The sequence below is a fragment of the Pseudarthrobacter sp. PH31-O2 genome, assembly GCF_030063265.1.
Taxonomy (GTDB): Bacteria; Actinomycetota; Actinomycetes; order Actinomycetales; family Micrococcaceae; genus Arthrobacter.
In genome coordinates, this window is the sequence record NZ_JASIST010000005.1 from 202,984 (window position 1) to 224,647 (window position 21,664).

The following is a 21,664-nucleotide window of genomic DNA, read 5'->3' on the forward strand; positions in this document are numbered from 1 at the left end:
GAAGCGCCCGGGGTCGCCGTAAGCTTCCGGCGACCCCGGGAGCTTCCGGCGAACTCGGCACACCGGCCCGCAGCCGATGATCGAAGACCCGGCCGCCGCGGCAACTTCGCCGAGGAACTCGGCGTCACCGTGACCCAGCTCGTGGGCAAATACCACGACGGCGGACCGAGGCCCGGCGCCACTGCGGGCGGCGGGCGCAGGCACCGCCTCGTCGTCGCACTTCACCCGTCGCTCAGGACACCACCGACGGCATCACCCAAAACCTCCTCAGCTAATGAGCAGGACAATGAACGACAAGCGGAACTTCGAAATCATCGTGCCGGGATGACTGTCCACGACTTCAGCGCCGGCAAGGACTCCGCGGCTGCGGCAAGGGCCTGGGGCGGCTTCCTCGAGAAGGTCTGCCCCTAGCGGATCCGCGACGCGGGGCTGGCCTGCAGCGCGCCATCGTTTGACCTCACCGGGGTCGGATCAGGCGAGGGCGGCGGCGGGCACGGCGCCAGGGCTGCGCCGCAACTGTGGGGAGGCCTCCAGCCGGTCCTGGGCTGCACGCAGCGCCGCCACAGCGGTTTCGAGCTGTTCCGGGGGCAGGGTGAACGGCACCCGAAGAAAGCTCTCGAACGCCCCACCCGTACCAAAACGCGGGCCGGCCGCGAGCCGGATGCCGAAGTCGGGGGCCACCACGGCAAGGGCGGTGCTGATCGGGGCCGGGAGGCGGCACCACACGGACAGCCCGCCGTCGGGCCGTTCGCTCTGCCAGCCCGGCAGGCGTCCTGCGATGAGGTCCAGCAGCGTGTCCCGGTTGCCGCGCAGTGAGGCCAGCCGTGCCGGGAGCGGCTCGGAGAGCGCGTTGACCAAGTGGGCCGCCGCGAGCTGTTCCACAACCGGCCCGCCCAGATCCATGGTGGTACGCGCGGCGGCGAAGCGCTGGATCAGGGACTCGTCAGCGCGAATCCAGCCGGTCCGCAAACCGGCCCAGTGCGACTTGCTGAGGGAACCGATGGAGACGACGGCGGGGCTGAAAGCCGCCACCGGGGCAGTCTCGATTCCGTCCAGGTTCAGCGCCCGAAGCGTTTCATCGACCACAAGAACGGTGCCGGCGGCGGCAGCGGCGTGGACCAGCCTGCGGCGCTGGGAATCCGACATCAGCCGCCCGGTGGGGTTGTGGAAGTCCGGGACCACATAGGCCATCGCGGGCCGCTGCTGCCTCAGCGCGGACTCGATCGCCGCCAGGTCCCACCCGGGCCGTCCAGCGGAAAACGGCGCGGAGTCCCTTCCCGGCTCGACGGCGGGCATGGCCACCGGTACCAGCCGGCAACCCGCGGCCCGGATGGCGTCGATCGCGTTGGGGTAGCTCGGATGCTCCACGAGGACTTTGTCAGACCGGCCGGCCAGGGTACTCAGCACCACGTTCAGGGCGTGCTGTGCCCCGGATGTCACGAGAATCTGCGCTGCAGTGGTGGGCACACCGGCCGCAGCGTAATGCCCGGCGATAGCTTCCCGCAGTGGCCTGACACCGAGGGCGTCGTACCCGAAGCCCGGCAGCAGCGCCGGAAGCTCGGTCAGGGCCGAGGCGAAGGCCCGGTGGACGACCTCGCCGCTGGCCGGCAGCGAGGCGTAGGCAAGGTCGAGAATCCCGTCCGGGACGGCCAGGCCCGGTGCGCCGCTGAGAATCGTCCCGCCGCCGCCAACCTGGCTGGCCCGCGGGATGCACGTCCGGCCGCGGCTGCCCTGCCCGCTGCTGAGGAAGCCCTGTTCGCGCAACACCGAGTAGGCGGCGGTCACGGTGGTCCGGCTGATCCCGAGTGTCGAGGCCAGCGCCCGTTCGCTGGGGAGGGCTATTTCGAGCGGCACCCGGCCGTCAAGGACCAGAAGGCGGACGACGTCGGCGAGTTCCCGGTAGGCGGGGGCGGCACCAAGGTTCCAGTCGCCCAGCAAACGGGTCAGGGAGCTTGAATTCAGCGAACCGGACATAGAGCCACTATTTCAAACTGGCTCTGGATTGCAAGGCCAGTTTTCCGGGAGGATGGTTCCATGATGACGCGCAGGATCCTCCAGCTCCTAATCGGCCTCGCCATGTACGGCGTATCCTTGGCCATGTTCATCCGCGCCGGCCTTGGCTTGGACCCCTGGGACGTGTTCCACCAGGGCCTGGCCCTCAAGACCGGGCTGAGCATTGGCACAGTGGTCATCATTGTCAGCTTTCTGGTGCTGCTCCTGTGGATTCCACTCCGGCAGTGGCCGGGCATCGGCACGCTGTGCAACGCCGTGCTGGTGGGCGTCTTCGCGGACGTCGGGCTGGCGTTGATCCCGCAGATCAGCCACCTGGGCGGGCAGGCCGGAATGCTTGCCGGCGCCGTGCTGCTCAACGGCATCGCCTCGGCCTGCTATATCGGTGCCCGCTTCGGTCCCGGCGCCCGCGACGGCTTGATGACCGGCCTCGCCCGGCGGACCGGATGGTCGGTGCGGACATCCCGGACCGGAATTGAAATCGTGGTTCTGGCCGCGGGCTGGCTGCTCGGCGGTTCCGTCGGCATCGGGACCGTGCTCTACGCCCTGGCTATCGGTCCGCTGGTTCAACTGCTGCTGCCCCGGTTCACCGTGCCGGAGTTGACGGTGCCGGGCCCGCCGATGGTGGCCGCCGGGGCGGTGCCCCCCGCATCCCGGGCGTAGCTATCCGGGGATCGGCAGCGGCTGGCACGAGGGACAGAAGTAGATGTCGCGCTCCTCGGCACCGGTGGCCGTAGCCAGGACCCCCCGCCGCAGCGGAGTCCGGCACTTCAAGCATGGCTGGTGCTCGCGCCGGTAGACCCAGTAGCCGGGCAGCCCGGCGGTTCGGCCCACGGTGGCGCCGCGCCGGTTCAGGACGGTGGTTCGTCGACCAGGGCCCAGGTTGGCCTCCAGTAGGCGCTTTGCGTCGGTGATGAGGGCCGCAATGTCAGGCACGGCCGAGACGGGTGCCGCCGGGTGAACGCCGGAGAGGAAGCAGGCCTCACAGCGGTAGATGTTGCCGATCCCGGCAAGGTTCCGCTGGTCCAGGAGGGCGACGCCGATCGGGACGTCCGGCGCTGCACTGATCCGCCGCTCCGCCTCGGCCATGTCCCAGTCAGGACCGAGCAGATCCGGGCCAAGGTGGCCGACGACGGCGGCTTCCTCAGAGCTGCGGACCACCTCGAGGATTCCGAGCGAGAATCCAACAACGTCCGCCGCGGCGGTGCGCAACACACAACGCGCGGTGAATGCCGGCTTGCGCCAGCGCCCGCCCGGAGGGTAGACCTGCCAAGTCCCCTCCATTTTGAGATGGGAATGGATCGTTAGCCGCTCCGGTCCGGCCGGGCCGGCGCCGTGTGGCCGCGCCGGGGCCTCCAGCCGCATCAGCAGGTGCTTGCCCCTTGGCACCACCTCGGTTACGGTCCAGCCGCCCAGTTTGAGGGTGGCGAACCGCGGTACCCGGAAGTCGGAGGAGATCAGCTGTTGTCCGGCCAGTGCGGCCTGAAGCTGCGCGGCAGCGCGGAAGACCGAATCGCCCTCAGGCACGGATCCTCAGTCCCTTGGGTGTGGAGTACGCCCCGGCGTGGGCCAGGGCGGCCGCGATGGGAGTGTCGAGGATGCCGTGGCCGTTGACCTTTTCCATAATCAGTTTGTCCACCGCTCCGCGGGTCACCACGCTGACCAGGGCCGCGCCGGCCGCAGCCAGAACCTCAGTGTCCGCACTGAAGGCCAGCAGGGTCTTGCCGCCGCGTTCCACATACAGCGCCAGGGCGCCGTCCACCAGGACCACCAGGGCGCCGGCCTTCCGGCCCGGGCGGTGGCCGGTTCCAGCTTCGACGTTGAGCGCGGGCCACGGCAGCGCGGCGCCGTAGGGATTGGCCGGGTCCGTCGCGGCCAGGGCCAACGCCACCGGCTCGGCTTTGTGCAGCTGGGTGTCCTCGGCGTATGAACGCAGCCGGTCCACGGTCGCTGGAACGGCGAACTGCGCCGCACCGAGGTGCTCGATAAAGTAACCCCGCCGGCAGCGGCCGGCTTCCTCCAGCCGCGCCAGGACCTTATACATCAGGCCAAAGCCGCCCAGGATGTTCTCCGCCATGACCGAGCCGCGGGTGACGACGCCGTACCGGTCCAGCAGGAGTTCAGCGGTGGCCCGGGCGTGGATAGTGGCGTCCAGTTCGGGGGCTGGGAGGGCGGACCAGCGGCCGGCGGCCAGCGGGGGAGTGGGGGCAGCGCCGCTGGCGGAGCCGTAACGGCCGCCGGTCAGCCCCGGGGAGCCGAGCAACCCGGTGCCGTGGGAGCGCCCCAGCCGGCTCAGCCTGGGGGCCCGGGCCCGTGGGGCGCGGGCGACCTGCCGGTGCGCGGTGTGGCCGCCGGCAATCATCGCCCGGACCGGGGCAAAGGTGTCGCCCGTGATCCGGCCCGCCCAGGCCAGGTCCCAGAGTGCGGAGACGACGTCCTGGTCGCTGAGCACCGTGTCCATGCCGCCGGCTACGTCTGTGAGCTGCCGGAAGAAGTAGCCGCCGCCGTTGTTGCGCAGGTAGTCCAGCAGCCGCTGCTGCGCGTCCCCGGGCTCGAAGTCGATGGCCGGGTTGAGGGTCAGTTCTGCCGAATCGGCCAGGTGGAGGCTGACCCAGCCGTCGTTGCCGGGGAGCGCTCCTGCTCCGGACCAGAGGACTTCGCCGGCCGCCATAAGCTCATCGAGCATCGCGGGCTGGTAGTCGGCCACCCGGCTGGCGAGGATCAGGGGTTCCCAGGCTGAGGCCGGGATGGGCACGCCGGAGAGTTGGTCGACTGCGGTGATGATCCCGTCCAGTCCGCGCAGCGCCGACTGCCCGCGCTTGCCCGGGACGCGGACGTTCTGCCAGGCGGGCAGGAAGCGGCCGTAGGCGGCGGCGTCCACCGGCTCGACTTCGGCGCGGAGTGCGGCGAGCGAGCGGCGGCGGAGCCGGCGCAGGACTTCGGCGTCGCACCATTCACTGACCCCGGCCAGCGACGGGGCCGTGGTTGCCTGCGTCCCGCCGTCGGCCTCCTGCGCCGGTGCCGCCGGTGGTGCGGCGTGCGGGCGGAATTCGCCTTCCACTACCCGTCCGTCCGCGGCAAGCCGCTTCAGCGCCGTAGCGACGACGGCGACTCCGAGTCCCAGCCGGGCGGCGGCCTCGGCGGAGGTGAACGGCCCGTGGGTACGGGCGAAGCGGGAGACGAGGTCGCCCAACGGGTCAGCGACCGGCTCGATGAAGGCCAGCGGCACGCCCATCGGCAACGGCACGCCGATGGCGTCGCGCAGCCGGGCGGCATCCTCCACCGCGGCGTACCGCTCGGTACCGCCGACGTTGACCTTGATGGCGCGGTTGGCGCGTTGGAGCGCCACAAGGTGTGCGGTGGCATCGGCAACCGGAGCCTCAACAGCGTCGGCCACCGGCTCGGCAACCGATCCTTCAAGCCCTGCCGCGGCTTCCAGGCGGGCGGCGACTTCCCCCGCGGTCAGCGGGCCCAGCAGCCGGAGCAGGTCCGCAACCCCCTCCAGCCCGCGGACCTTCCGGTCCGGGGCGAGGCGCTGCAGTTCTTGCTCCGTGTCGTCAATGACCTTGGAGTCGAGCAGTTCACGCAGCTCGACCCGGCCCAGGAGTTCGTTGAGCAGGGTCGAATCCAGCGCCAGCGCGGCAGCCCGGCGCTCGGCCAGCGGGGAATCGCCTTCGTAAAGGAACTGCGCGACGTAGCCGAACAGCAGGGACTTGGCGAAGGGGGAGGGCTGCTGGGTAGTGGTTTGCAGGATCCGCAGCTCGCGCCGCTCAATGGAGGCGGCGATGTCCTTGAGTGCCGGGAGGTCGTAGACGTCCTGGAGGCATTCCCGGACCGTCTCGAGGACGATCGGGAAGGTGGGGTATTTCCGCGCAACGTCCAGCAGTTGGGCGGAGCGTTGCCGCTGCTGCCACAGGGGTTGCCGCTTGCCCGGGTTCTGCCGGGGCAGGAGCAGCGCCCGGGCGGCGCACTCACGGAACCGGGACGCGAACAGGGCACTGCCGCCGACCTCCGCCGTCACGATCTGTTCAAGTTCCTCCGGGTCAAAGAGGAAGAGCTCCGCACCGGGGGGCTCGTCGTCCATCATGGGCACACGCAGTACGATGCCGTCATCGGCGGCCATCGCGGAGCCGTCCATCCCGTAACGCTGGTGCAGCCGCTGCCCGACGGCGAGGGCCCACGGCGCGTGCACCGGCATGCCGAACGGGCTGTGCAGTACCACCCGCCAGTCGCCGAGTTCGTCGTGGAAGCGCTCCACCACGAGCGTGGTGTCGCTGGGGACCACGTCGGTGGCCAGCTTTTGCTCGGCGAGGTACTGGATGAGGTTGTTGGCGGCGAAATCGTCCAGGCCGCTGGCCTTGCAGCGTTCCGTGGCCGGTCCGACGTCGGACGCGGACAGTTCGCGGACAAACGCGCCCAGGGCGCGGCCGAGGTCCACCGGCCGGCCGAGGGAGTCGCCCTTCCAGAAAGGGAGCTTCCCGGGCTGGCCGAAGGCGGGGGAGACCAGGACCCGGTCATGGGTGATCTCCTCGATCTTCCAGCTGGTGGCGCCCAGGGCGAACACGTCACCGACCCGGGACTCGTACACCATTTCCTCGTCGAGTTCGCCGACCCGGCGGCCACCCTTGGCTGCGGCGGCGGCCGGGCTGGCCGCCCTGCCGTCGCCGCTCGCGGAACCCGGGGAGCCGGAGCCTTCGACTTCCGTGCCGATGATGTAGACGCCAAAAAGCCCGCGGTCCGGAATGGTGCCGCCGGAGGTGACAGCCAGCCGCTGGGCTCCGGGCCGGCCCTCGATGGTGCCGGCATTGCGGTCCCAGATAATCCGGGGCCGCAGTTCCGCGAACTCGTCCGAGGGATACCGGCCGGCGAGCAGGTCCAGTGTGGCCTCGAAGGCGGAGCGGGGGAGCGAGGCGAACGGCGCCGACCGGCGGACCGTGGAGAACCATTCCTCCACTTCGATGGGCTCCAGTGCCGTGGCCGCGACGGTCTGCTGGGCCAGGATGTCCAGCGGATTCGCGGGGACGTAGAGGCGTTCGATTTTGCCGGCCAGCATCCGCTCCACCGTGATGGTGGTGTGCACCAGATCTGCACGGTGCTTGGGGAAGAGCACACCCTGGGAGATTTCCCCGACCTGATGACCGGCGCGGCCCACCCGCTGGAGCCCGCTGGCCACGGACGGCGGGGACTCAACTTGCACCACGAGGTCAACTGCCCCCATGTCGATGCCCAGTTCAAGGGAGGACGTGGCAACAACGCAGCGCAGCCGGCCGGATTTCAGGTCGTCTTCGATCAGGGCCCGCTGGTCCTTGGAGACCGAGCCGTGGTGGGCGCGGGCCAGGACCGGATCGGCGCCGGCGGTGCTGCCGGCCTGGGCCATCATGTGCGCCGGCGTCGCGGTGGAAGCGGGCGTCCCGACGGCGGCACCGTCCCAGCCGCCACCGCCGGCGGCCATCAGTTGCCGCTCGGCGTGGATCTCGTTGAGCCGGGCCGTGAGGCGTTCGGCGAGCCGGCGGGAATTGGCGAACACAATGGTGGACTGGTTGGCCAGCACCAGGTCCACTATCTTCTCCTCCACATGCGGCCAGATCGATGCCTGGGGCTGCAGCCCGGATGCAGGCCCGGAGTCGAACGCGCCGGCAGCGCCCTGCAAGTCGGACATGTCTTCCACCGGGACGGAGACCGTCAAGTCCCAGGTCTTCTTCGACGGCGGAGCGACAATTTCCACCGGGGCGGAGCCAGCGAGGAACTGTGCCACCAACTCCTTGGGTTCCACGGTGGCCGAGAGCCCGATCCGCTGGGCGGGTTTTGGGAGCAACGCGTCGAGGCGTTCCAGGGACACTGCCAAGTGGGCACCGCGTTTGGTGCCCGCGACGGCGTGGACCTCGTCGACGATGATGGTGTCCACCTCGCTGAGGGTCTCCCGAGCCTTGGACGTGAGCATCAGGAAGAGGGATTCGGGGGTGGTGATGAGGATGTCCGGGGGGTTGCCCAGCAGCGAGCGGCGCTCCGAGGCCGGGGTGTCACCTGACCGGACGCCCACGGTGATCAGCGGTGCGGGCAGGTTAAGGCGTTTGGCGGTCTGGGTGATGCCGATCAACGGTGCCCGCAGGTTGCGTTCGACGTCGACGCCGAGCGCCTTGAGCGGCGAGATGTAGAGCACCCGGGTTTTGCGTTTGGGCGTCTTTCGGCGGGCGCCTTTGGCAGCGTCAAGGCCGGGCAGCCCCTCGGGCTCAGCGGGGGCCGCGATGAGCAGGCGGTCGAGGGCCCAGAGAAAGGCTGCGAGTGTTTTGCCGGAACCGGTGGGGGCGACGACGAGGGCATGCGCGCCGGAGGAAATCGCGTTCCAGGCCCCTTCCTGGGCGGGTGTGGGCGCGGTGAAGGCGCCCAGGAACCAGTCCCGGGTTGGCCGGCTGAACCGGTCCATGGCCTCCGCCGCGAGTGTGCCGCCAGCGAGCTCCTGCCCCTTCATTCCTCCATCATGCCCTACGGCACCGACAGTCACGGGCGGCCCCGGCATCGCCTCAGCGACCGCGATGCTCAGCAGGCTGAGGCCGGGACGAAAACCTCGTGGATGCCTGCGGCCGCGGCCTGCTCACGTAATTCGTGAACCAGGCGGCTCCCGTGCGCCGTGAGGCCTCCGACAATATCGTCACCGACGAATGCCGCAAGGGCCCAGAAGGTATCCTGATCGAGCTAATACTCGTCCTTCTTGCTGCAATCTTGGTGGTGGCCGCGGCGACGTGCTGCGCAGGCCTAGCCTGTTCACGGAGCAACTGCCGGATACTTCGGAAAGACTTTAGGGCCGATTGGCCCCGCGGTCGATTCCACCGCACTGACAGAGAGGGTATGCCTGATGAGTGAGCCGACCTGGGTACAGCACGCAATCTGGTGGCAGGTTTATCCGCTGGGTTTCACCGGCGCCGACGCAGCAGCAGGCACAGCCGCGGAACCGGTGGTCCACCGCCTGGACCGGTTGCACGCCTGGCTGGATTACGCAGTGGAGCTGGGGGCTTCCGGGCTGGCCCTCGGCCCGGTCTTCGCCTCCGAATCGCACGGCTACGACACGACTGACTATTACCGCATCGATCCGCGGCTGGGCGACGACAACGACTTCGACGAACTGGTTGCCCAGGCCCACGCCCGCGGTTTGAAGGTCCTGCTCGACGGCGTCTTCAACCACACCGGGCGCAGCTTCGGGCCGTTCCGGCAGGTTCTTGCCGACGGTCCGGCAGCACCCACCGGTTCCTGGTTCCGGCTGGACTGGCCCGAAGCCGGCTGGGCCCCCGGCGTCGAGCCGGGCTACAAGGACTTCGAAGGCCACCATCACCTGGTCGCGCTGAACCACGAGGAACCCCAGGTTGCCGAGTTCGTCGCGGACGTTATGAAGCATTGGTTGGGGCGCGGAGCGGACGGTTGGCGGCTGGACGCGGCGTATGCCGTGCCGCCGTCGTTCTGGAAACCGGTCCTGGCGCAGGTGCGCAGTGACTATCCGGACGCGTACTTCGTGGGTGAATATATCCACGGCGACTATGCCCGTGAAGTGCAGGCAAGTACCCTCGATGCCGTCACCCAATACGAACTCTGGAAGGCCGTGTGGAGTTCGCTGAATGACGGCAACTTCTACGAACTGGCCGCTGCGCTGGAGCGGCACAACGGCTTCCTGGCGACCTTTACCCCGTTGACGTTTGTGGGCAATCACGACGTCACCCGGCTGGCGAGCCGGCTGACGGATCCGGAGCAGTTGCCGCTGGCACTGGCGGTGCTCCTCACAGTGGGCGGCACACCGTCGATCTATTACGGCGACGAGCAGGCCTTTCGCGGTGTTAAGGAGGACCGGGCTGGAGGAGACGACGCGGTCCGGCCGGCCTTCCCGGGCACCCCGGCAGAGCTCGCCGGGCTTGGCTGGCCGGTCTACCACCTGCACCAGGAACTGATCAGCCTCCGACGCCGGCACGCGTGGCTGCACTCCGCGCGCACCAGGGTACTCACAATCAGCAACGAACACCTCGTCTATGAGGCCAGCGGAGACGGCGGTTCGCTCACGGTAGCCCTGAACCTCTCGGGCGCTCCCGTGGAAGTGTCCGTGCCCGCCTCGGCCGCCGCGTTACTGGCGGGGCGGGGCGGGAAGCATCCGGACCGCGGCACTCTTACCCTGGACGGTTACGGCTGGGCCGTTCTCGGCGACACCGACTAGGCGCAGCACCGGCTGCTGGGAGTCACGCGGTGCGGTGGGGCTACTTGCCGGTGAACGCCCCGATGGTCAGCACGTTGATGCCGGCGTTGCTGCAGGCGTCATGTGGTTCGGCGATAAACAAGGACGCGGTGTCCTCGGGCGGGTAGACCCGAAAGCCCGCCGCGTGAACGAGGGTGCAGTCCGAGTAGTTGCGGGCCTGCGTGTAGCGCAGGGTGGCGGTTCCGGCCTGTCCCGGTGCGAGCAGCACTTCGGCGGAGGGCGTGGACTCGTCCCGCGCCGCTGGGGCGCCGATCGGGGCACCGTTCGCGTCGGCGGTGAGCGAGACGCCGGCGAAGCCCACCAGCCGGCACGGTTCGGTGCCGGAATTCGTCAGGATCAGCTGCATGTAGACGCTGCCGGCCGCGCCGCCGCCGGTGGCATCGGTCGTGGCGGTCAGGCCGGCGGCCTTGCACAAGCCCGGGCCCGCGGGGGTGGAAGGTGCCGGTGCCGTGGCCGGGGCCGAGGCCGAGGGGGCGGGGGCGGTAGCTGCCGCCCCGGCCGACTGGCTGGCGGAGGTTTCCGGGGAGGACGCCGGAGTGCTGGACGTTTGGGACTGCGGTGTTCCGGTGCCGCAGCCGGCGAGGAGGAGTGCCGCCGCGGCCGCTGCCGTCGTAAATACCAGTCTGGTGTTGATTCGCTGAGCCGTCATGGCACCACCTTCACGCCCGATGTTGCCTGAGTCAACGACGCCACGGCAGCGCTGTCCGATTGATGCCCGGATTGTGATTTCCGGGCATCAATCGTGGGTCAGCTACTCCTTGGCCACGGAAGCGGGCGCCGGGGTGCGAACCGGCGCCGGGGTGTTGCTTCGGCTGCGGGCCAAGGCGAGTCCGCCGAGGGCGAGCCCGCCGACGCCTGCCACCAGTCCAGCCCAGCTGCGGGCCTGGGCTCCGTCGTCGTTCACCGCGGCGGCCTGTACCGTCTCCGGCGCGGCGTCGGAGGTGCTGGCGGCATGGCCGCTGTGCCCGTCGGCCGCAGCGGCCGCCGTGACCGTCACGGACGGCGCCGGCGCCTTGAGCGCGTGCGGGTCCTGCCCCTCGGCGGGGAGCTGCGACCAGTCCGTCTGGCCGACCTCGCAGTTCTGCAGCGTCGGGAAGTACAGGGTCTTGCCCGCAGCGTCGGGCAGTTTGACCGAAAGCACCAGGGCATCGCGAAAGGCCGGATCCAGCGGGGCTTTGGCGGTGTAGACGATCTGGCTGGTGCGTTTGGTGATGGAGGAGCCGTCTGCGAGCTTTTTCGGCTCGGCCAGCTGTTCGGTGACTTTGGCGGCCGTCCAATTGGGATTGACCGTGGGTTGGGCGTCGTTGAGTTCGGCGGGGAGGGTGATGGTGACTTTGGTGGTGCCGGATGCGTCGCAGCCGTGCGGGATCCCAAAGGTCAGCAAGGCGTAGGAGTTGGCGCCGGTCGTGTCCGGGGTGACTCCGACGTGCGCGGAAGCGCCGGAGATGCCGGCAAGCATCAGCGCGGCGGTTCCGCCGGCCACGGCCGTTCCGGAGAGGGTGCGGCGGATGGCGGAGGTGGAGGAGGTCTTCACAGGGGTTGCCTTTCAGGCCTGCGCGCAGCACAGCGGCAGGCGCAAAAAATGGGGGTGGCGCGGCGCTGCTTATGATCCGGACCCGCAGGTGGAGGCCGGTCGCGGCCGCGGCCGGGAAAGGAGTCAGTAAAATACAACGACGGCGGCGGGGGGTCCGCGGCCGCTATCGCGCCGAAGGTTCCGCCACGGCAGCGGTGCGCACTCCGCGGGCCAGCCGGTAACAGCCGGAACCGCAACGACGTCGGGCGCTACGGGCGCGGGGAGCCGGAGCAGGGGACGCAGCCAGGCCGCGAGGGACCACAGGGCGTCTTCACCGCGGGCGAGCAGGACGGCGCAGAGCAGAGTCGCCAGCGCATGGCCGGCCAACATCAGGAGCGAAACGAACGGGGCCTCGGCCGCCGTGCCGCTGGAGGCAGTCTGCAGCTCAGGGCCGAGGAAGTGCGGGATCGCCGCAAGATGGTGCGGCGCGGCGGGGCCGGCCGGCCCGGACGCAGATCCGCCCAAGGCCTGGGGGCTCAAAGCCGTGAAGGCCTCGTGCAGCAGCAACTGTCCGGCACCCAACAGCCCGGCCAGTGCCGGCAGGTTCAGTTTGAGCCGCGTCGCGGTGGTGGCGGCCAGCCCGGTCAGGGCCAGGAGGGCCAGCAGGATGCCGGAGACCGGCAGTTGTCCGCCGGCCAGCGTGTGCGCGCCCGCAGCCAGGGACAGGATGGTGAGCGCCACCATGGCGGAACGCAGGGCGTGGAATGGTGCCCGGGCGGCTGTGCGCACAGAACACTCCCTTCACCAGCGGCGGCCATGGTTGCTCCCGCGGGCGTTGCCGGCTGCGGGTTGTCCCCCGATTCTACCGGCGGATTCTACCGGGCTGCGAAAAGCGCTGGGCGACCGGGAACCGGCTGGCGTCAGTCCGTTTCGGGTCCTGAGCAGAAGTGGCAGTCGTCAGGGCACAATTCGTCAACCGCCAAGTCTTTGAGCCGGCCTCCGGGTGGTACGTCGGTCCAAAGCCGGGGGGCGCCGCTGGCCCGATCTTGCTGCAAAGTCACGAGGTGTCCTGAACGTCATTGGTGCGGAACGGTGATGATTCCAAGCTAACCCCGGGTGGCTGCCACCGTTCAATGGACCAATTGACGGTGACGCCGGTTCCGTCTTGTGCAAGCGTCCAGCGCCGGTGCCCAGCGCCGGCGATGCTGTGCGCCGCCTGGGTCGAGGCCCTCGAGGCCCTCGAGGCCCTCGAGGCCCTCGAGGCCCTCGGTGTCGCCGGCGCGCTGGCCCTGAGTGGGTGCGGCTTGGTGTTTCGCGTGCCAGGTCTTCTGCTGGTCGGTCATGACTCCGAGTGGCCGCGGGGGAGGCGCGAAACCCCATCCCGCGGCCCTGGCGCAAGAACCTTAGCTCGCCGCGGCCGGCGACGTTGCGGCGGCTCCGGCGAGCCGGAGCCAGGTGTCCACAACGGTGTCGGGGTTCAGCGAGACGGAATCGATGCCTTCTTCGACCAGCCATTCGGCGAAGTCCGGGTGGTCGCTCGGGCCCTGGCCGCAGATGCCGACGTACTTCCCGCGCGACTTGCAGGCCTTGATCGCCATGCTGAGCAGCTTTTTCACGGCGGGGTTGCGCTCATCGAAGCTGCCGGCGACGATCGCGGAATCCCGGTCCAGGCCCAGTGCCAGCTGGGTCATGTCGTTGGAGCCGATGGAGAAGCCGTCAAAGTAGTCCAGGAACTCATCGGCCAGCAGCGCGTTGGACGGAATTTCGCACATCATGATGACTTCCAGGCCGTTTTCGCCGCGGCGCAAGCCGTTCTCTGCGAGCAGGTCGATCACGCCGCTGGCCTCATCGACGGTGCGCACGAACGGGATCATCAACTTCACGTTGGTCAGGCCCATCTCGTTCCGGACAAAGGACAGGGCCTCGCACTCCAGGTCGAAGCAGTCCCGGAAGGACGGCTCCAGGTACCGCGAGGCGCCGCGGAACCCGATCATCGGGTTCTCCTCGTGCGGCTCGTAGGCCGGTCCGCCGAGGAGATTCGCGTACTCGTTGGACTTGAAGTCGGACATCCGCACAATCACCGGTTCCGGTGCGAAGGCCGCAGCGATGGTCGCCACACCCTCGGCGAGGCGCTTGATGTAGTACTCGCGCGGGCTGCCATAGGCGGCGATCCGCTCCTTGATTTCCGCCAGCACGTCCGCGGGCTGGTCGGCCATGTTCAGCAGTGCCTTCGGGTGGATGCCGATCTGGCGGTTGATGATGAATTCCAGCCGGGCCAGGCCCACCCCGTGGTTGGGCAGCTGCGCGAACGTAAACGCCTGCTCGGGGGTGCCGACGTTCATCATGACCTTGACCGGGGCCTCCGGCAGCTGGGTGATTTCAGTTTCCTCGACGCTGAAGTCCAGGAGTCCCTCGTAGATGACACCGGTTTCGCCGTCGGCGCAGGAAACAGTCACCTCGAGCCCGTCGGAGAGGGCGTCGGTGGCGCCACCGGTGCCGACGACGGCGGGAATCCCCAGTTCCCGGGCGATGATGGCCGCATGGCAGGTACGTCCGCCGCGGTTGGTCACGATGGCGGAGGCGCGCTTCATGATCGGTTCCCAGTCCGGGTCGGTCATATCCGCGACAAGGACGTCGCCGGTCTTGAACGCCGCCATCTGGTCAATCGCGGTGAGGATCCGGACGCGGCCGGCCCCGATGCGCTGGCCGATGGCGCGGCCCTCGACCAGCACCCGGCCGGAGCCGTTCAGCCGGAATCGGCTCAGGCTGCCGGAGGTGCGCCGGGACTGCACGGTCTCCGGGCGTGCCTGCAGGATGTACAGGCCGCCGTCGATCCCGTCCTTGCCCCATTCGATGTCCATCGGCCGTCCGTAGTGGTTCTCGATCGCGACTGCGTGCCGGGCGAGCTGTTCGACGTCGTCGTCGTCAAGGCTGAAGCGGTTCCGCAGGGACGCCTCCACCGGAACGAAGTCAATGGTGTGCCCGATTTCGCGGTTGCTTGTGTACGTCATCTGGAGGGCCTTCTCACCCAGGCCGCGCTTGAGGATGGCCGGGCGCCCTGCCTCGAGGGCGGGCTTGTACACGTAGAACTCGTCCGGGTTGACGGCCCCCTGGACGACGGCCTCGCCGAGGCCGTAGGAGGAGGTGACGAAGACAGCGTCCTCGAACCCGGATTCGGTGTCCATCGTGAACATCACGCCGGAAGCGCCGACGTCGGAACGCACCATCCGCTGGATGCCGGCCGAGAGCGCCACTTCGGCGTGCTCGAACTTGTGGTGCACCCGGTAGGCGATGGCCCGGTCGTTATAGAGGGACGCGAAGACATCCCTGATGGCCACCAGGATGTTCTCGATGCCCCGGACGTTCAGGAACGTCTCCTGCTGCCCGGCGAAGGAGGCATCCGGAAGATCTTCCGCCGTCGCGCTGGAGCGGACCGCCCAGGAAAGGTCGTCGGAGCCGCCGTGCTTTTCCACAAGCGCCTGGTATGCGGCGCGGATCTGGGCTTCAAAGTCCGGCAGGAAGGGCGTCTCGCGCATCAGGGTCCGGATTTCCTGGCCCGCGGCCGCCAACGCCGTCACGTCATCGGTATCCAGGCCGACGAGCCGGTCGGCAATCCTCTGGTCCAGGCCGGAGCCGGCCAGGAAGCTGCGGTAGGCATCTGCCGTCGTAGCGAATCCGTCAGGCACCTGGACGCCGGCGGAGGTCAGGTTCTGCACCATCTCGCCGAGGGAGGCGTTTTTGCCGCCCACCCGGTCCAGATCTTTGAGGCCGAGTTCTGAGAACCACAGGATGTCTGTCGTCATGGTTGCTGCTCCTTTGCAGATGGTGGCAATCGGTGCCGCGGCCCGCTTTGGGCGGCAGCCAGTTGATGGCGCAATTCCTGTCCACAGTGACAGGTCCGCGCCGGTGGTTCCAGCTGATGTGGCCCACGCAACACTGGTGAATCGACGGCCTAGTGTTTAAGGTTCATTCTCTGGAGGATGGTGGCGGCCATTTCCTCGACGGACACGCTGGCCGAATTCAGGTAGGGGATCCCGTGCGAGACATACAGCCGCTCGGCGCTGCGCAGCTCGAAGCCGCACTGCCGCAGCGACGCGTAGGGCGAGCCGCGGCGGCGTTCGGTGCGGACCTGGCTCAGCCGGAGCGGGTTGGTGGTGAGGCCGAAGCACTTCGACACGAAGGGACGCAGCGGTTTGGGGAGGCCTTCGCGTTCAAAATCCTCGTCCACCAGCGGGAAATTGGCGGCGAAGATGCCGTGCTGCAGCGCCAGGTACATGGTGGTGGGGGTCTTGCCGCAGCGCGACGGCGCCACCAGGATCACTTGGGCTTTCTCGAGCGCACGCAGGCTCTGCCCGTCGTCGTGCTCCATTGCGTATTCGACGGCGGCCATCCGGGACTGGTAGCGGGCGGCGTTGCCCAGGCCGTGGGCCCGGCCCGGTTCGCCGCTGGCTTCGCTTCCGAGGGCCCGCTCCAGCTGCCCGACGTGCGTGCCGATGAGGTCCACGATGATCCCGTTGCAGGTGCCCAGAGCCTGGCGGATGTCGCTGCCGACGGCGGTGGAGAAGACGATTGGCTGCAGTCCGGTGGAGGCTAGGTTGTCGATGACTTTGACGACGGCCCTGGCCTGGTCGACAGTGGTGATGAACGGGACCGTGATGCGGTCAAAAAGGTTCTCGGGGAATTGAGTCAGCAGGGTGTTGCCGAGCGTTTCTGCGGTGATGCCCGTACTGTCCGAAAGAAAGTAGACCGGGCGTGGAGCGTCATTGGTCATAGACGCATTGTGCCCCAGTGCGGGCCGGGTATTCTTCCGCGACGCACCCGACGGTGTCGCCGGCGCCGGCCGGCTCGGCCCGTGCCGGCCCGACGGCGGGGAGTAGGCTGTGTCCCACCTCACCTAAGGAGCCCGCATGAGCTACAAATACCGGACCGTCAAGGTCCGCGGTACGGACCTGGTCGGAACCATTGCCCGCAGGCACGGCGGTGCCCCCGAAATCTACGAAACTTCGAAGGACCCCAGCACTTCTGTTGTTCCCGTGTATTTCCCCGAAACCGGCGAAATCCGCTTCTTCGACCGGACGGTGCTGGAAGACGTCGCGCACCCGGCGGGCTAGGCGTGGGCGCCAGCAAGGATCCCGGGCTCACATCAGATCCGTTCGACGGGCAGTGGGCAGCTGCGGGTCAGCGCTGATCTGATCCTGAGCCGCAGCACAAGCCGGTTGGAGGCTTCGCGTCGGTTTTGCCAGTTCCGAGATAGGTCGCGGCCGCATGGTGTGCGACCCGTCCGGGGATGCAGAGCAGCTGCTGCGCGTGTGCGGCCAACGGCGCCGCAACGCCAGCGTTCAGATCCGTGGCCCATCAGAGCTCCCCTCCGTCGGCGATCTTCGCAACCGTGGCAATAAGGTCGAGAAGTTCGGTTTTGTCGTTCGCGACCCGCGCGGACACCTACGCAATTCTCGACGGCGGCACCGGGCCGTACCGCCGATTCCGCGACATTCCCCACGATCGCGGCTGGGCTGAGCCGCGCAGTGCGTAGTTTCGCTGAAGGCTGAACCGGTTGGGGTTTCTACGGCCGGATGCCCATGGCAGCGGCATCATTCCGGGGCCCGGGCTAGGCCGGAATCCTCGCGCCTTCCAAGTTTCGGCAGCTCCCACTCCGTTGGCGTCAGGATTACTTCATGCTCCCCGGTGAACTGCAAGTCACATGAGGAGTGTCGGCCCTGCTGCGGCAAGGCTTCACGTTCGGTCTGTTATATTCTCTTTTTGTCCAGCGAATGGACAATTGCATCCTGCTACTTCTGAGGGGAGTTAAGGACTGTGGAGAACCGACTCGCTCAGATTGAGCAGCCTGAAGAGATCGACGCGCCCGGATGGGGCGAAGGGGTTGCCGGAGTAGGCGTAGGCGCAGTTGTTGGCGGCGGTCTTGTTTACGGTGGGATCGGCATCGGCGTAGCCATCACCTAGAAATGATTGTCCCTGTGGGGGTGGAAGTCTTATTTCCGCCCCCACAGGCATTTCCACGACATCAAATTGCAGAAAAGAGCGACGATGCGAATGACGCAAGGCAAGGCAACCATCCCCCTTATCGCCGTACTTGGTGCCCTCGTAGCCACGCTGGGCGGCCTGACCGCGATGCTGGCCGCGACTGGCACCCAGCCCGTCCTCCTGGGCATTACGTTGGCTGTCGGCCTGATCCTGCTGGTTGTGCTCGGGGTTTTCATCGGACTCCTGCGGGAGCGGAGCTAATCCTATGGCCGCGCAACCAATCGTTTCAGTGACAGGCCTGGAAAAGAGGTATGGACAGAAAACAGGCATCGCAGGAGTGACCTTCGGTATTGGCCGGGGCGAGTGTGTCGGTCTGCTCGGTCCGAACGGGGCCGGGAAGTCGACCCTCCTGAAGATTCTCTGTGGACTGATGAATCCGACTGCAGCAGGTGTTTTGGCGCGGCGAGACCCAGGCCGGCTCACCGCAGTCCTGTGCGGCCATTGTGGCAACACTGGACGAGATCGATGGGCTAGGCATCGTGTCGTCGACAGCCCGCAAGGGCGGCATCGTACTTCAATCATGCAGGGGGACTGATGGAGAAGACGCCAACCGAACGCTATGGCACGCGGCTGGCAGGGTGGCTGGGGATCTTCGTTTCGACGACGGTTGCCGGCCCGGCATGGTTCCGGCTGCTGGAGCGGGGCTTCAGCTGGCCTGACGCTTTGCTCCTGGCAGCTGGTGCTTTCCTGTTCGTGTTCTGGGCCGCCCGGCTGGTCCTGCTCGAACGCGCGCTCCGGACTGGAGCTGGCCGCGGCAACCGGTGATAGCCGGCTGGCTGTTTCAAGCCGCCCAGAACGAAGCCGATTGCGCGCAGATCGAGTCCTCGGCCCGATTGCAGGTACGGGTCGTCCGGCGGCGGAAACGTCCTAGCGGCAAGGACGCCAGTATTGCCAGGTCTTTGCCGATGAGTCCATCCAGGTCAAAGCAAAAGGCCCTGCTTCCCTTTGTTTACAAGGGAAGCAGGGCCTTTCTCATTGGCGGTGACGGTGGGATTTGAACCCACGTTGGCTTTCACCAAACAACATTTCGAGTGTTGCACCTTCGGCCGCTCGGACACGTCACCAACCTGAATAGGTTACCGGAGCCAAGCGCTGATGCACAAAACGGCACCCCGGCAGATCACCCAGCGGCGCCCCGGGGACCGCTGGCGGCGGCGCGCCCGGGATGGCCCGGGCTTCCCCGCGCATGGGTAGGGGACTAGATTCGTCAGCAGGATGAGCAATTCAGACGAGCAACCACCGCAGCAGAGAACCGCCACCGCTTACTGGACGGTCGGCCTGGAAAAGGGCGAGCTCCGGCGCGAGGACCTGCCGGCCCCCGGGCCCGGCGAGGCGCTGGTGCGGAGCCTCTACTCCGGCATCAGCAAGGGCACCGAGCTGGTGGTCCACAACGCCCGCGTGCCGGAGTGCGTGGCGGAGGAAATGGCCGCCCCTAACCAGGAAGGCTCCTTCCCGTCCCCGGTGAAGTTCGGCTACCTCTCCGTCGGCGTCGTTGAGGCGGGCCCTGCGGACTGGGCGGGCAAAACGGTATTCTGCCTGTACCCGCACCAGGACCTGTACATCGTCCCGGTGGAGTCACTCACCGTGGTTCCGGCGGACGTGCCGGCCCGCCGCGCCGTGCTGACCGGCACCGTCGAGACCGCGATCAACGGGATCTGGGAGGCCGGTCCCCGCCTGGGTGACCGCGTCGCCGTCATCGGCGCCGGCCTCGTCGGCGGCATGGTGGCCAAGCTCCTGGGCTCCTTCCCGCTCGGACGGCTGCAGCTGATCGACGTCGACCCGGCCAAGCGGGCGTTCGCCGAGACGCTCGGCGTGGAGTTCAGCCACCCGGACGATGCCCTGGGCGACTGCGACATCGTTATCCACTGCTCCGCTTCGGAAGCGGGCCTCGGGCGAGCCCTGCAGCTCGCGGGCGACGACGGCGACGTCATCGAAATGTCCTGGTACGCCGACCGTAAAGTTAGCGTCCCGCTGGGCGAAGATTTCCACGCCCGCAGGCTGTCCATCCGCGCCAGCCAGGTGGGCGTTGTGGCCCGCGCGCGCCGGCACCGCCGCACCAACGCCGACCGGCTGCGGCTCGCCGTCGCTCTGCTGAGCGATCCCGCCTTCGAGGTGTTCCTCACCGGCTCGTCCCCGCTCGCGCAGCTGCCCGACGTCGTCCAGCAGCTCTCCGACGGCGTACTGGACGCGCTCTGCCATGTTATTGAATACCCGGCGAGTGCGTAGCAAATCCGTACAGCCAGCCCCCACAGAAGCCACGAGGTAAATCCGTGTTCAGCCTGACCGTCCGCCGCAACTTTATGATCGCCCACAGCCTCCCGCGCCCTGCCTTCGGGCCCGCCCAGGGGATGCACGGCGCCACTTTCGTCACGGAAGTGACCTTCCGCCGTCGCGCCCTGAACGGTGACTCGATCGTTGTGGATATTGGCGAGGCGGGCACCGTGCTGGATTCCATCCTTGACGGCCTGAACTACAAGAACCTTGACGAGCACCCTGATTTTGCCGGCAGGCTCAGCACCACCGAGGCCCTGGCCCAGTACATAGCCGACGCCGTAGCGGCCAGGATCTGCACCGGCGCGGACGGGCGAGAGCTCGCCGGGCTGGACGTTACCTTGCGCGAAACCCCCGACGCGTGGGCCAGCTACACGCTCGACTTCGAGGCTGGCCCGGATGCCGGCGACGACCGAAAGCAGGGTGCAGCTTAACGCTCCCTGCCTCCGGCGTGCCTGCCCCGCTCCGGGTTCCTGGCGGCCAATCCGCAGCTGCGTGATTCAGGCTTACGAGGCTAACCGCCCGCGTACTTTGTGATCATCGCAGGCTGGTTCAACGCCAATGTGCCGGGTGACCCGGTTCCTACAGGTTGTACATCAATCGCCACCTGGACGGCTTCCCGTTTATGTAGACATCGGCGGTACAAAACTGCACGATTGTGCCGCGCTGACTGAAGTAGTCGGCAGCCTGGGAACACTGGGAAAGGGATGAGTAATAAGACACCCGGGGCGTGGCCGCTTGTGCTGGCAGCGCTCCACCAATAAATACCGCCGCGGCCGCCGCAGGGGCAGCCAGGAAAGCGATCAGTTTACGTTTCAATTTCAATCTCCATCGTGTCGATCAATTGGTTTTGGAAACTACTATTCGCTCGCCTGCCGCACACGGCAGGCGAGCGTCGAGTGTCCGACGCGGGCAGTGCCACCTCGTTTTTGTTGGCCTGGACGTTACCCCACGCGATCCAGTTGTGTGACCCAGGTCCAGCACGAAGATTTCACCCTAAAGGATGATCCGTAGCCCACGGTGATCGTCTTGCGGATGCTTGCGCCGTTTTTTAGGCCGAAGCAAGAATGAGCCACGGTGATCGTTGCGTTGGGGCCGGGGTTGTTGGCGGTGCAGCTGCCCACGATGTATTGCCCGTCGGCGGCCAGCGATGAGCATCCACCAACGCCGGCCATTGCTGGTGCCGGTGCACCAATAAGGAACATTGCGCTGAGGGCCGCGGTCCCGAGGGAGGCCGTGAGTGTACGAAGTTTTTTCATCAAGTTGTTCCTTAGGTCGGACTGTAGGTAACCTGGCGGGCGCCCCATCCTCCACACCCGGAGTCGACGCGGAACGACGCCCCATAGTTGAGCGTGACGTACACGTTCCTCCAGCCGGTCACGTGGCATTCGACGCGAAGCATAAGTCGAGCGCCCGGGCCCTTCTTGGGGGGAACGCAGGAGCCAACCACGTAATCATGGTTTGGGAAGTACGAGACCCTGTCGAGGGTCAATGATGAGCAGTGCCCCAAGTTGGCGGCACTGGCGGGGGCCGAAGAGGCTACAACCCCGATCGGTGCCAAACCGCAGGCCGTTATGAGGGCCAAAGCGGCGCGA

General features: G+C 67.7%; 18 protein-coding genes and 1 tRNA gene. 9 read left to right on the top strand and 10 right to left on the bottom strand.

Annotated elements, in window-relative coordinates; translation table 11 throughout:
• Positions 1-129 precede the first annotated feature (129 nt).
• Positions 130-411: a hypothetical protein gene (locus QMG72_RS10090; RefSeq protein ID WP_226774502.1), complete on the top strand. Its 282-nt coding sequence runs from the start codon at positions 130-132 to the stop codon at positions 409-411.
• Positions 412-471: 60 nt separating this feature from the next.
• Here QMG72_RS10090 and yczR read toward each other — a convergent pair whose 3' ends face one another.
• Entirely contained in the window at positions 472-1,974 is a 1,503-nt protein-coding gene (yczR, locus tag QMG72_RS10095) for a MocR-like transcription factor YczR (protein WP_283480391.1), read from the bottom strand.
• A gap of 60 nt (positions 1,975-2,034) precedes the next feature.
• On the opposite strand from yczR, the gene yczE reads away from it, so the two are divergent.
• Positions 2,035-2,673, top strand: a complete 639-nt coding sequence (gene yczE, locus QMG72_RS10100) for a membrane protein YczE (protein ID WP_283480392.1) — start codon at positions 2,035-2,037, stop codon at positions 2,671-2,673.
• Here the strand turns inward: yczE and QMG72_RS10105 are convergent, their stop codons facing one another.
• Both QMG72_RS10105 and QMG72_RS10110 read right to left on the bottom strand, forming a co-directional pair.
• On the bottom strand, positions 2,674-3,537 hold the full coding sequence (locus QMG72_RS10105; RefSeq protein WP_283480393.1) for a DNA-formamidopyrimidine glycosylase family protein: 864 nt from the start codon (positions 3,535-3,537) through the stop codon (positions 2,674-2,676).
• The gene (locus tag QMG72_RS10110; RefSeq protein ID WP_283480394.1) at positions 3,530-8,479 is read right to left on the bottom strand and encodes an ATP-dependent helicase; all 4,950 of its coding nucleotides are present in this window, start codon (positions 8,477-8,479) and stop codon (positions 3,530-3,532) included. The genes QMG72_RS10105 and QMG72_RS10110 overlap by 8 nt, the downstream gene beginning before the upstream one ends.
• Before the next feature lie 384 nt (positions 8,480-8,863).
• Between QMG72_RS10110 and QMG72_RS10115 the strand changes: the two genes are divergently transcribed.
• Positions 8,864-10,204: an alpha-amylase family glycosyl hydrolase gene (locus tag QMG72_RS10115; RefSeq protein ID WP_253031296.1), complete on the top strand. Its 1,341-nt coding sequence runs from the start codon at positions 8,864-8,866 to the stop codon at positions 10,202-10,204.
• Between the two features lie 40 nt (positions 10,205-10,244).
• On the opposite strand, the gene QMG72_RS10120 is transcribed toward QMG72_RS10115, so the two are convergent.
• From QMG72_RS10120 to QMG72_RS10140, 5 genes are all read right to left on the bottom strand, one after another.
• A complete protein-coding gene (locus QMG72_RS10120) occupies positions 10,245-10,892 on the bottom strand; it encodes a DUF4232 domain-containing protein (protein WP_283480395.1) in 648 nt (215 codons plus the stop codon).
• Between the two features lie 102 nt (positions 10,893-10,994).
• Positions 10,995-11,702, bottom strand: coding sequence for a YcnI family copper-binding membrane protein (locus QMG72_RS10125; RefSeq protein WP_502913743.1), 708 nt, complete (start codon positions 11,700-11,702; stop codon positions 10,995-10,997).
• Between the two features lie 198 nt (positions 11,703-11,900).
• Positions 11,901-12,545, bottom strand: a complete 645-nt coding sequence (locus QMG72_RS10130) for a hypothetical protein (protein WP_283480397.1) — start codon at positions 12,543-12,545, stop codon at positions 11,901-11,903.
• 614 nt (positions 12,546-13,159) lie between these two features.
• Entirely contained in the window at positions 13,160-15,559 is a 2,400-nt protein-coding gene (ppsA, locus tag QMG72_RS10135; protein WP_283480398.1) for a phosphoenolpyruvate synthase, read from the bottom strand.
• Between the two features lie 149 nt (positions 15,560-15,708).
• A complete protein-coding gene (locus QMG72_RS10140; protein ID WP_283480399.1) occupies positions 15,709-16,527 on the bottom strand; it encodes a pyruvate, water dikinase regulatory protein in 819 nt (272 codons plus the stop codon).
• 136 nt (positions 16,528-16,663) lie between these two features.
• Between QMG72_RS10140 and QMG72_RS10145 the strand changes: the two genes are divergently transcribed.
• From QMG72_RS10145 to QMG72_RS10155, 4 genes are all read left to right on the top strand, one after another.
• Positions 16,664-16,867, top strand: coding sequence for a hypothetical protein (locus tag QMG72_RS10145; RefSeq protein WP_226773694.1), 204 nt, complete (start codon positions 16,664-16,666; stop codon positions 16,865-16,867).
• A gap of 934 nt (positions 16,868-17,801) precedes the next feature.
• Positions 17,802-17,999, top strand: a complete 198-nt coding sequence (locus QMG72_RS10150) for a hypothetical protein (protein WP_283480400.1) — start codon at positions 17,802-17,804, stop codon at positions 17,997-17,999.
• A 4-nt stretch (positions 18,000-18,003) separates the two neighbouring features.
• Entirely contained in the window at positions 18,004-18,333 is a 330-nt protein-coding gene (locus QMG72_RS17840) for an ATP-binding cassette domain-containing protein (protein ID WP_354156613.1), read from the top strand.
• Positions 18,333-18,563 carry a hypothetical protein gene (locus QMG72_RS10155; RefSeq protein WP_226773690.1) on the top strand — a complete coding sequence of 77 codons (231 nt, stop codon included), beginning with the start codon at positions 18,333-18,335 and terminating at the stop codon, positions 18,561-18,563. Before QMG72_RS17840 ends, QMG72_RS10155 begins: the two co-directional genes overlap by 1 nt.
• A 211-nt stretch (positions 18,564-18,774) precedes the next feature.
• On the opposite strand, the gene QMG72_RS10160 is transcribed toward QMG72_RS10155, so the two are convergent.
• Positions 18,775-18,862, bottom strand: a tRNA-Ser gene (locus QMG72_RS10160).
• A 151-nt stretch (positions 18,863-19,013) separates the two neighbouring features.
• On the opposite strand from QMG72_RS10160, the gene QMG72_RS10165 reads away from it, so the two are divergent.
• Positions 19,014-20,024 (top strand): zinc-dependent alcohol dehydrogenase, encoded by a 1,011-nt coding sequence (locus tag QMG72_RS10165; RefSeq protein WP_283480401.1) that lies wholly within the window; start codon positions 19,014-19,016, stop codon positions 20,022-20,024.
• A gap of 44 nt (positions 20,025-20,068) precedes the next feature.
• Positions 20,069-20,503, top strand: a complete 435-nt coding sequence (locus QMG72_RS10170) for a 6-pyruvoyl trahydropterin synthase family protein (protein ID WP_283480402.1) — start codon at positions 20,069-20,071, stop codon at positions 20,501-20,503.
• A gap of 510 nt (positions 20,504-21,013) precedes the next feature.
• On the opposite strand, the gene QMG72_RS10175 is transcribed toward QMG72_RS10170, so the two are convergent.
• Positions 21,014-21,331, bottom strand: a complete 318-nt coding sequence (locus tag QMG72_RS10175; protein WP_283480403.1) for a hypothetical protein — start codon at positions 21,329-21,331, stop codon at positions 21,014-21,016.
• Positions 21,332-21,664 lie beyond the last annotated feature (333 nt).

Bases quoted from the DNA above. Each gene is read 5' to 3' on its own strand.
- yczR (WP_283480391.1), bottom strand. From the start codon at position 1,974: ATGTCCGGTTCGCTGAATTCAAGCTCCCTGACCCGTTTGCTGGGCGAC.
- yczE (WP_283480392.1), top strand. From the start codon at position 2,035: ATGATGACGCGCAGGATCCTCCAGCTCCTAATCGGCCTCGCCATGTAC.
- QMG72_RS10110 (WP_283480394.1), bottom strand. From the start codon at position 8,479: ATGAAGGGGCAGGAGCTCGCTGGCGGCACACTCGCGGCGGAGGCCATG.
- QMG72_RS10115 (WP_253031296.1), top strand. From the start codon at position 8,864: ATGAGTGAGCCGACCTGGGTACAGCACGCAATCTGGTGGCAGGTTTAT.
- QMG72_RS10120 (WP_283480395.1), bottom strand. From the start codon at position 10,892: ATGACGGCTCAGCGAATCAACACCAGACTGGTATTTACGACGGCAGCG.
- QMG72_RS10125 (WP_502913743.1), bottom strand. From the start codon at position 11,702: ATGCTTGCCGGCATCTCCGGCGCTTCCGCGCACGTCGGAGTCACCCCG.
- ppsA (WP_283480398.1), bottom strand. From the start codon at position 15,559: ATGACGACAGACATCCTGTGGTTCTCAGAACTCGGCCTCAAAGATCTG.
- QMG72_RS10140 (WP_283480399.1), bottom strand. From the start codon at position 16,527: ATGACCAATGACGCTCCACGCCCGGTCTACTTTCTTTCGGACAGTACG.
- QMG72_RS10145 (WP_226773694.1), top strand. From the start codon at position 16,664: ATGAGCTACAAATACCGGACCGTCAAGGTCCGCGGTACGGACCTGGTC.
- QMG72_RS10150 (WP_283480400.1), top strand. From the start codon at position 17,802: ATGCGAATGACGCAAGGCAAGGCAACCATCCCCCTTATCGCCGTACTT.
- QMG72_RS17840 (WP_354156613.1), top strand. From the start codon at position 18,004: ATGGCCGCGCAACCAATCGTTTCAGTGACAGGCCTGGAAAAGAGGTAT.
- QMG72_RS10155 (WP_226773690.1), top strand. From the start codon at position 18,333: ATGGAGAAGACGCCAACCGAACGCTATGGCACGCGGCTGGCAGGGTGG.
- QMG72_RS10165 (WP_283480401.1), top strand. From the start codon at position 19,014: ATGAGCAATTCAGACGAGCAACCACCGCAGCAGAGAACCGCCACCGCT.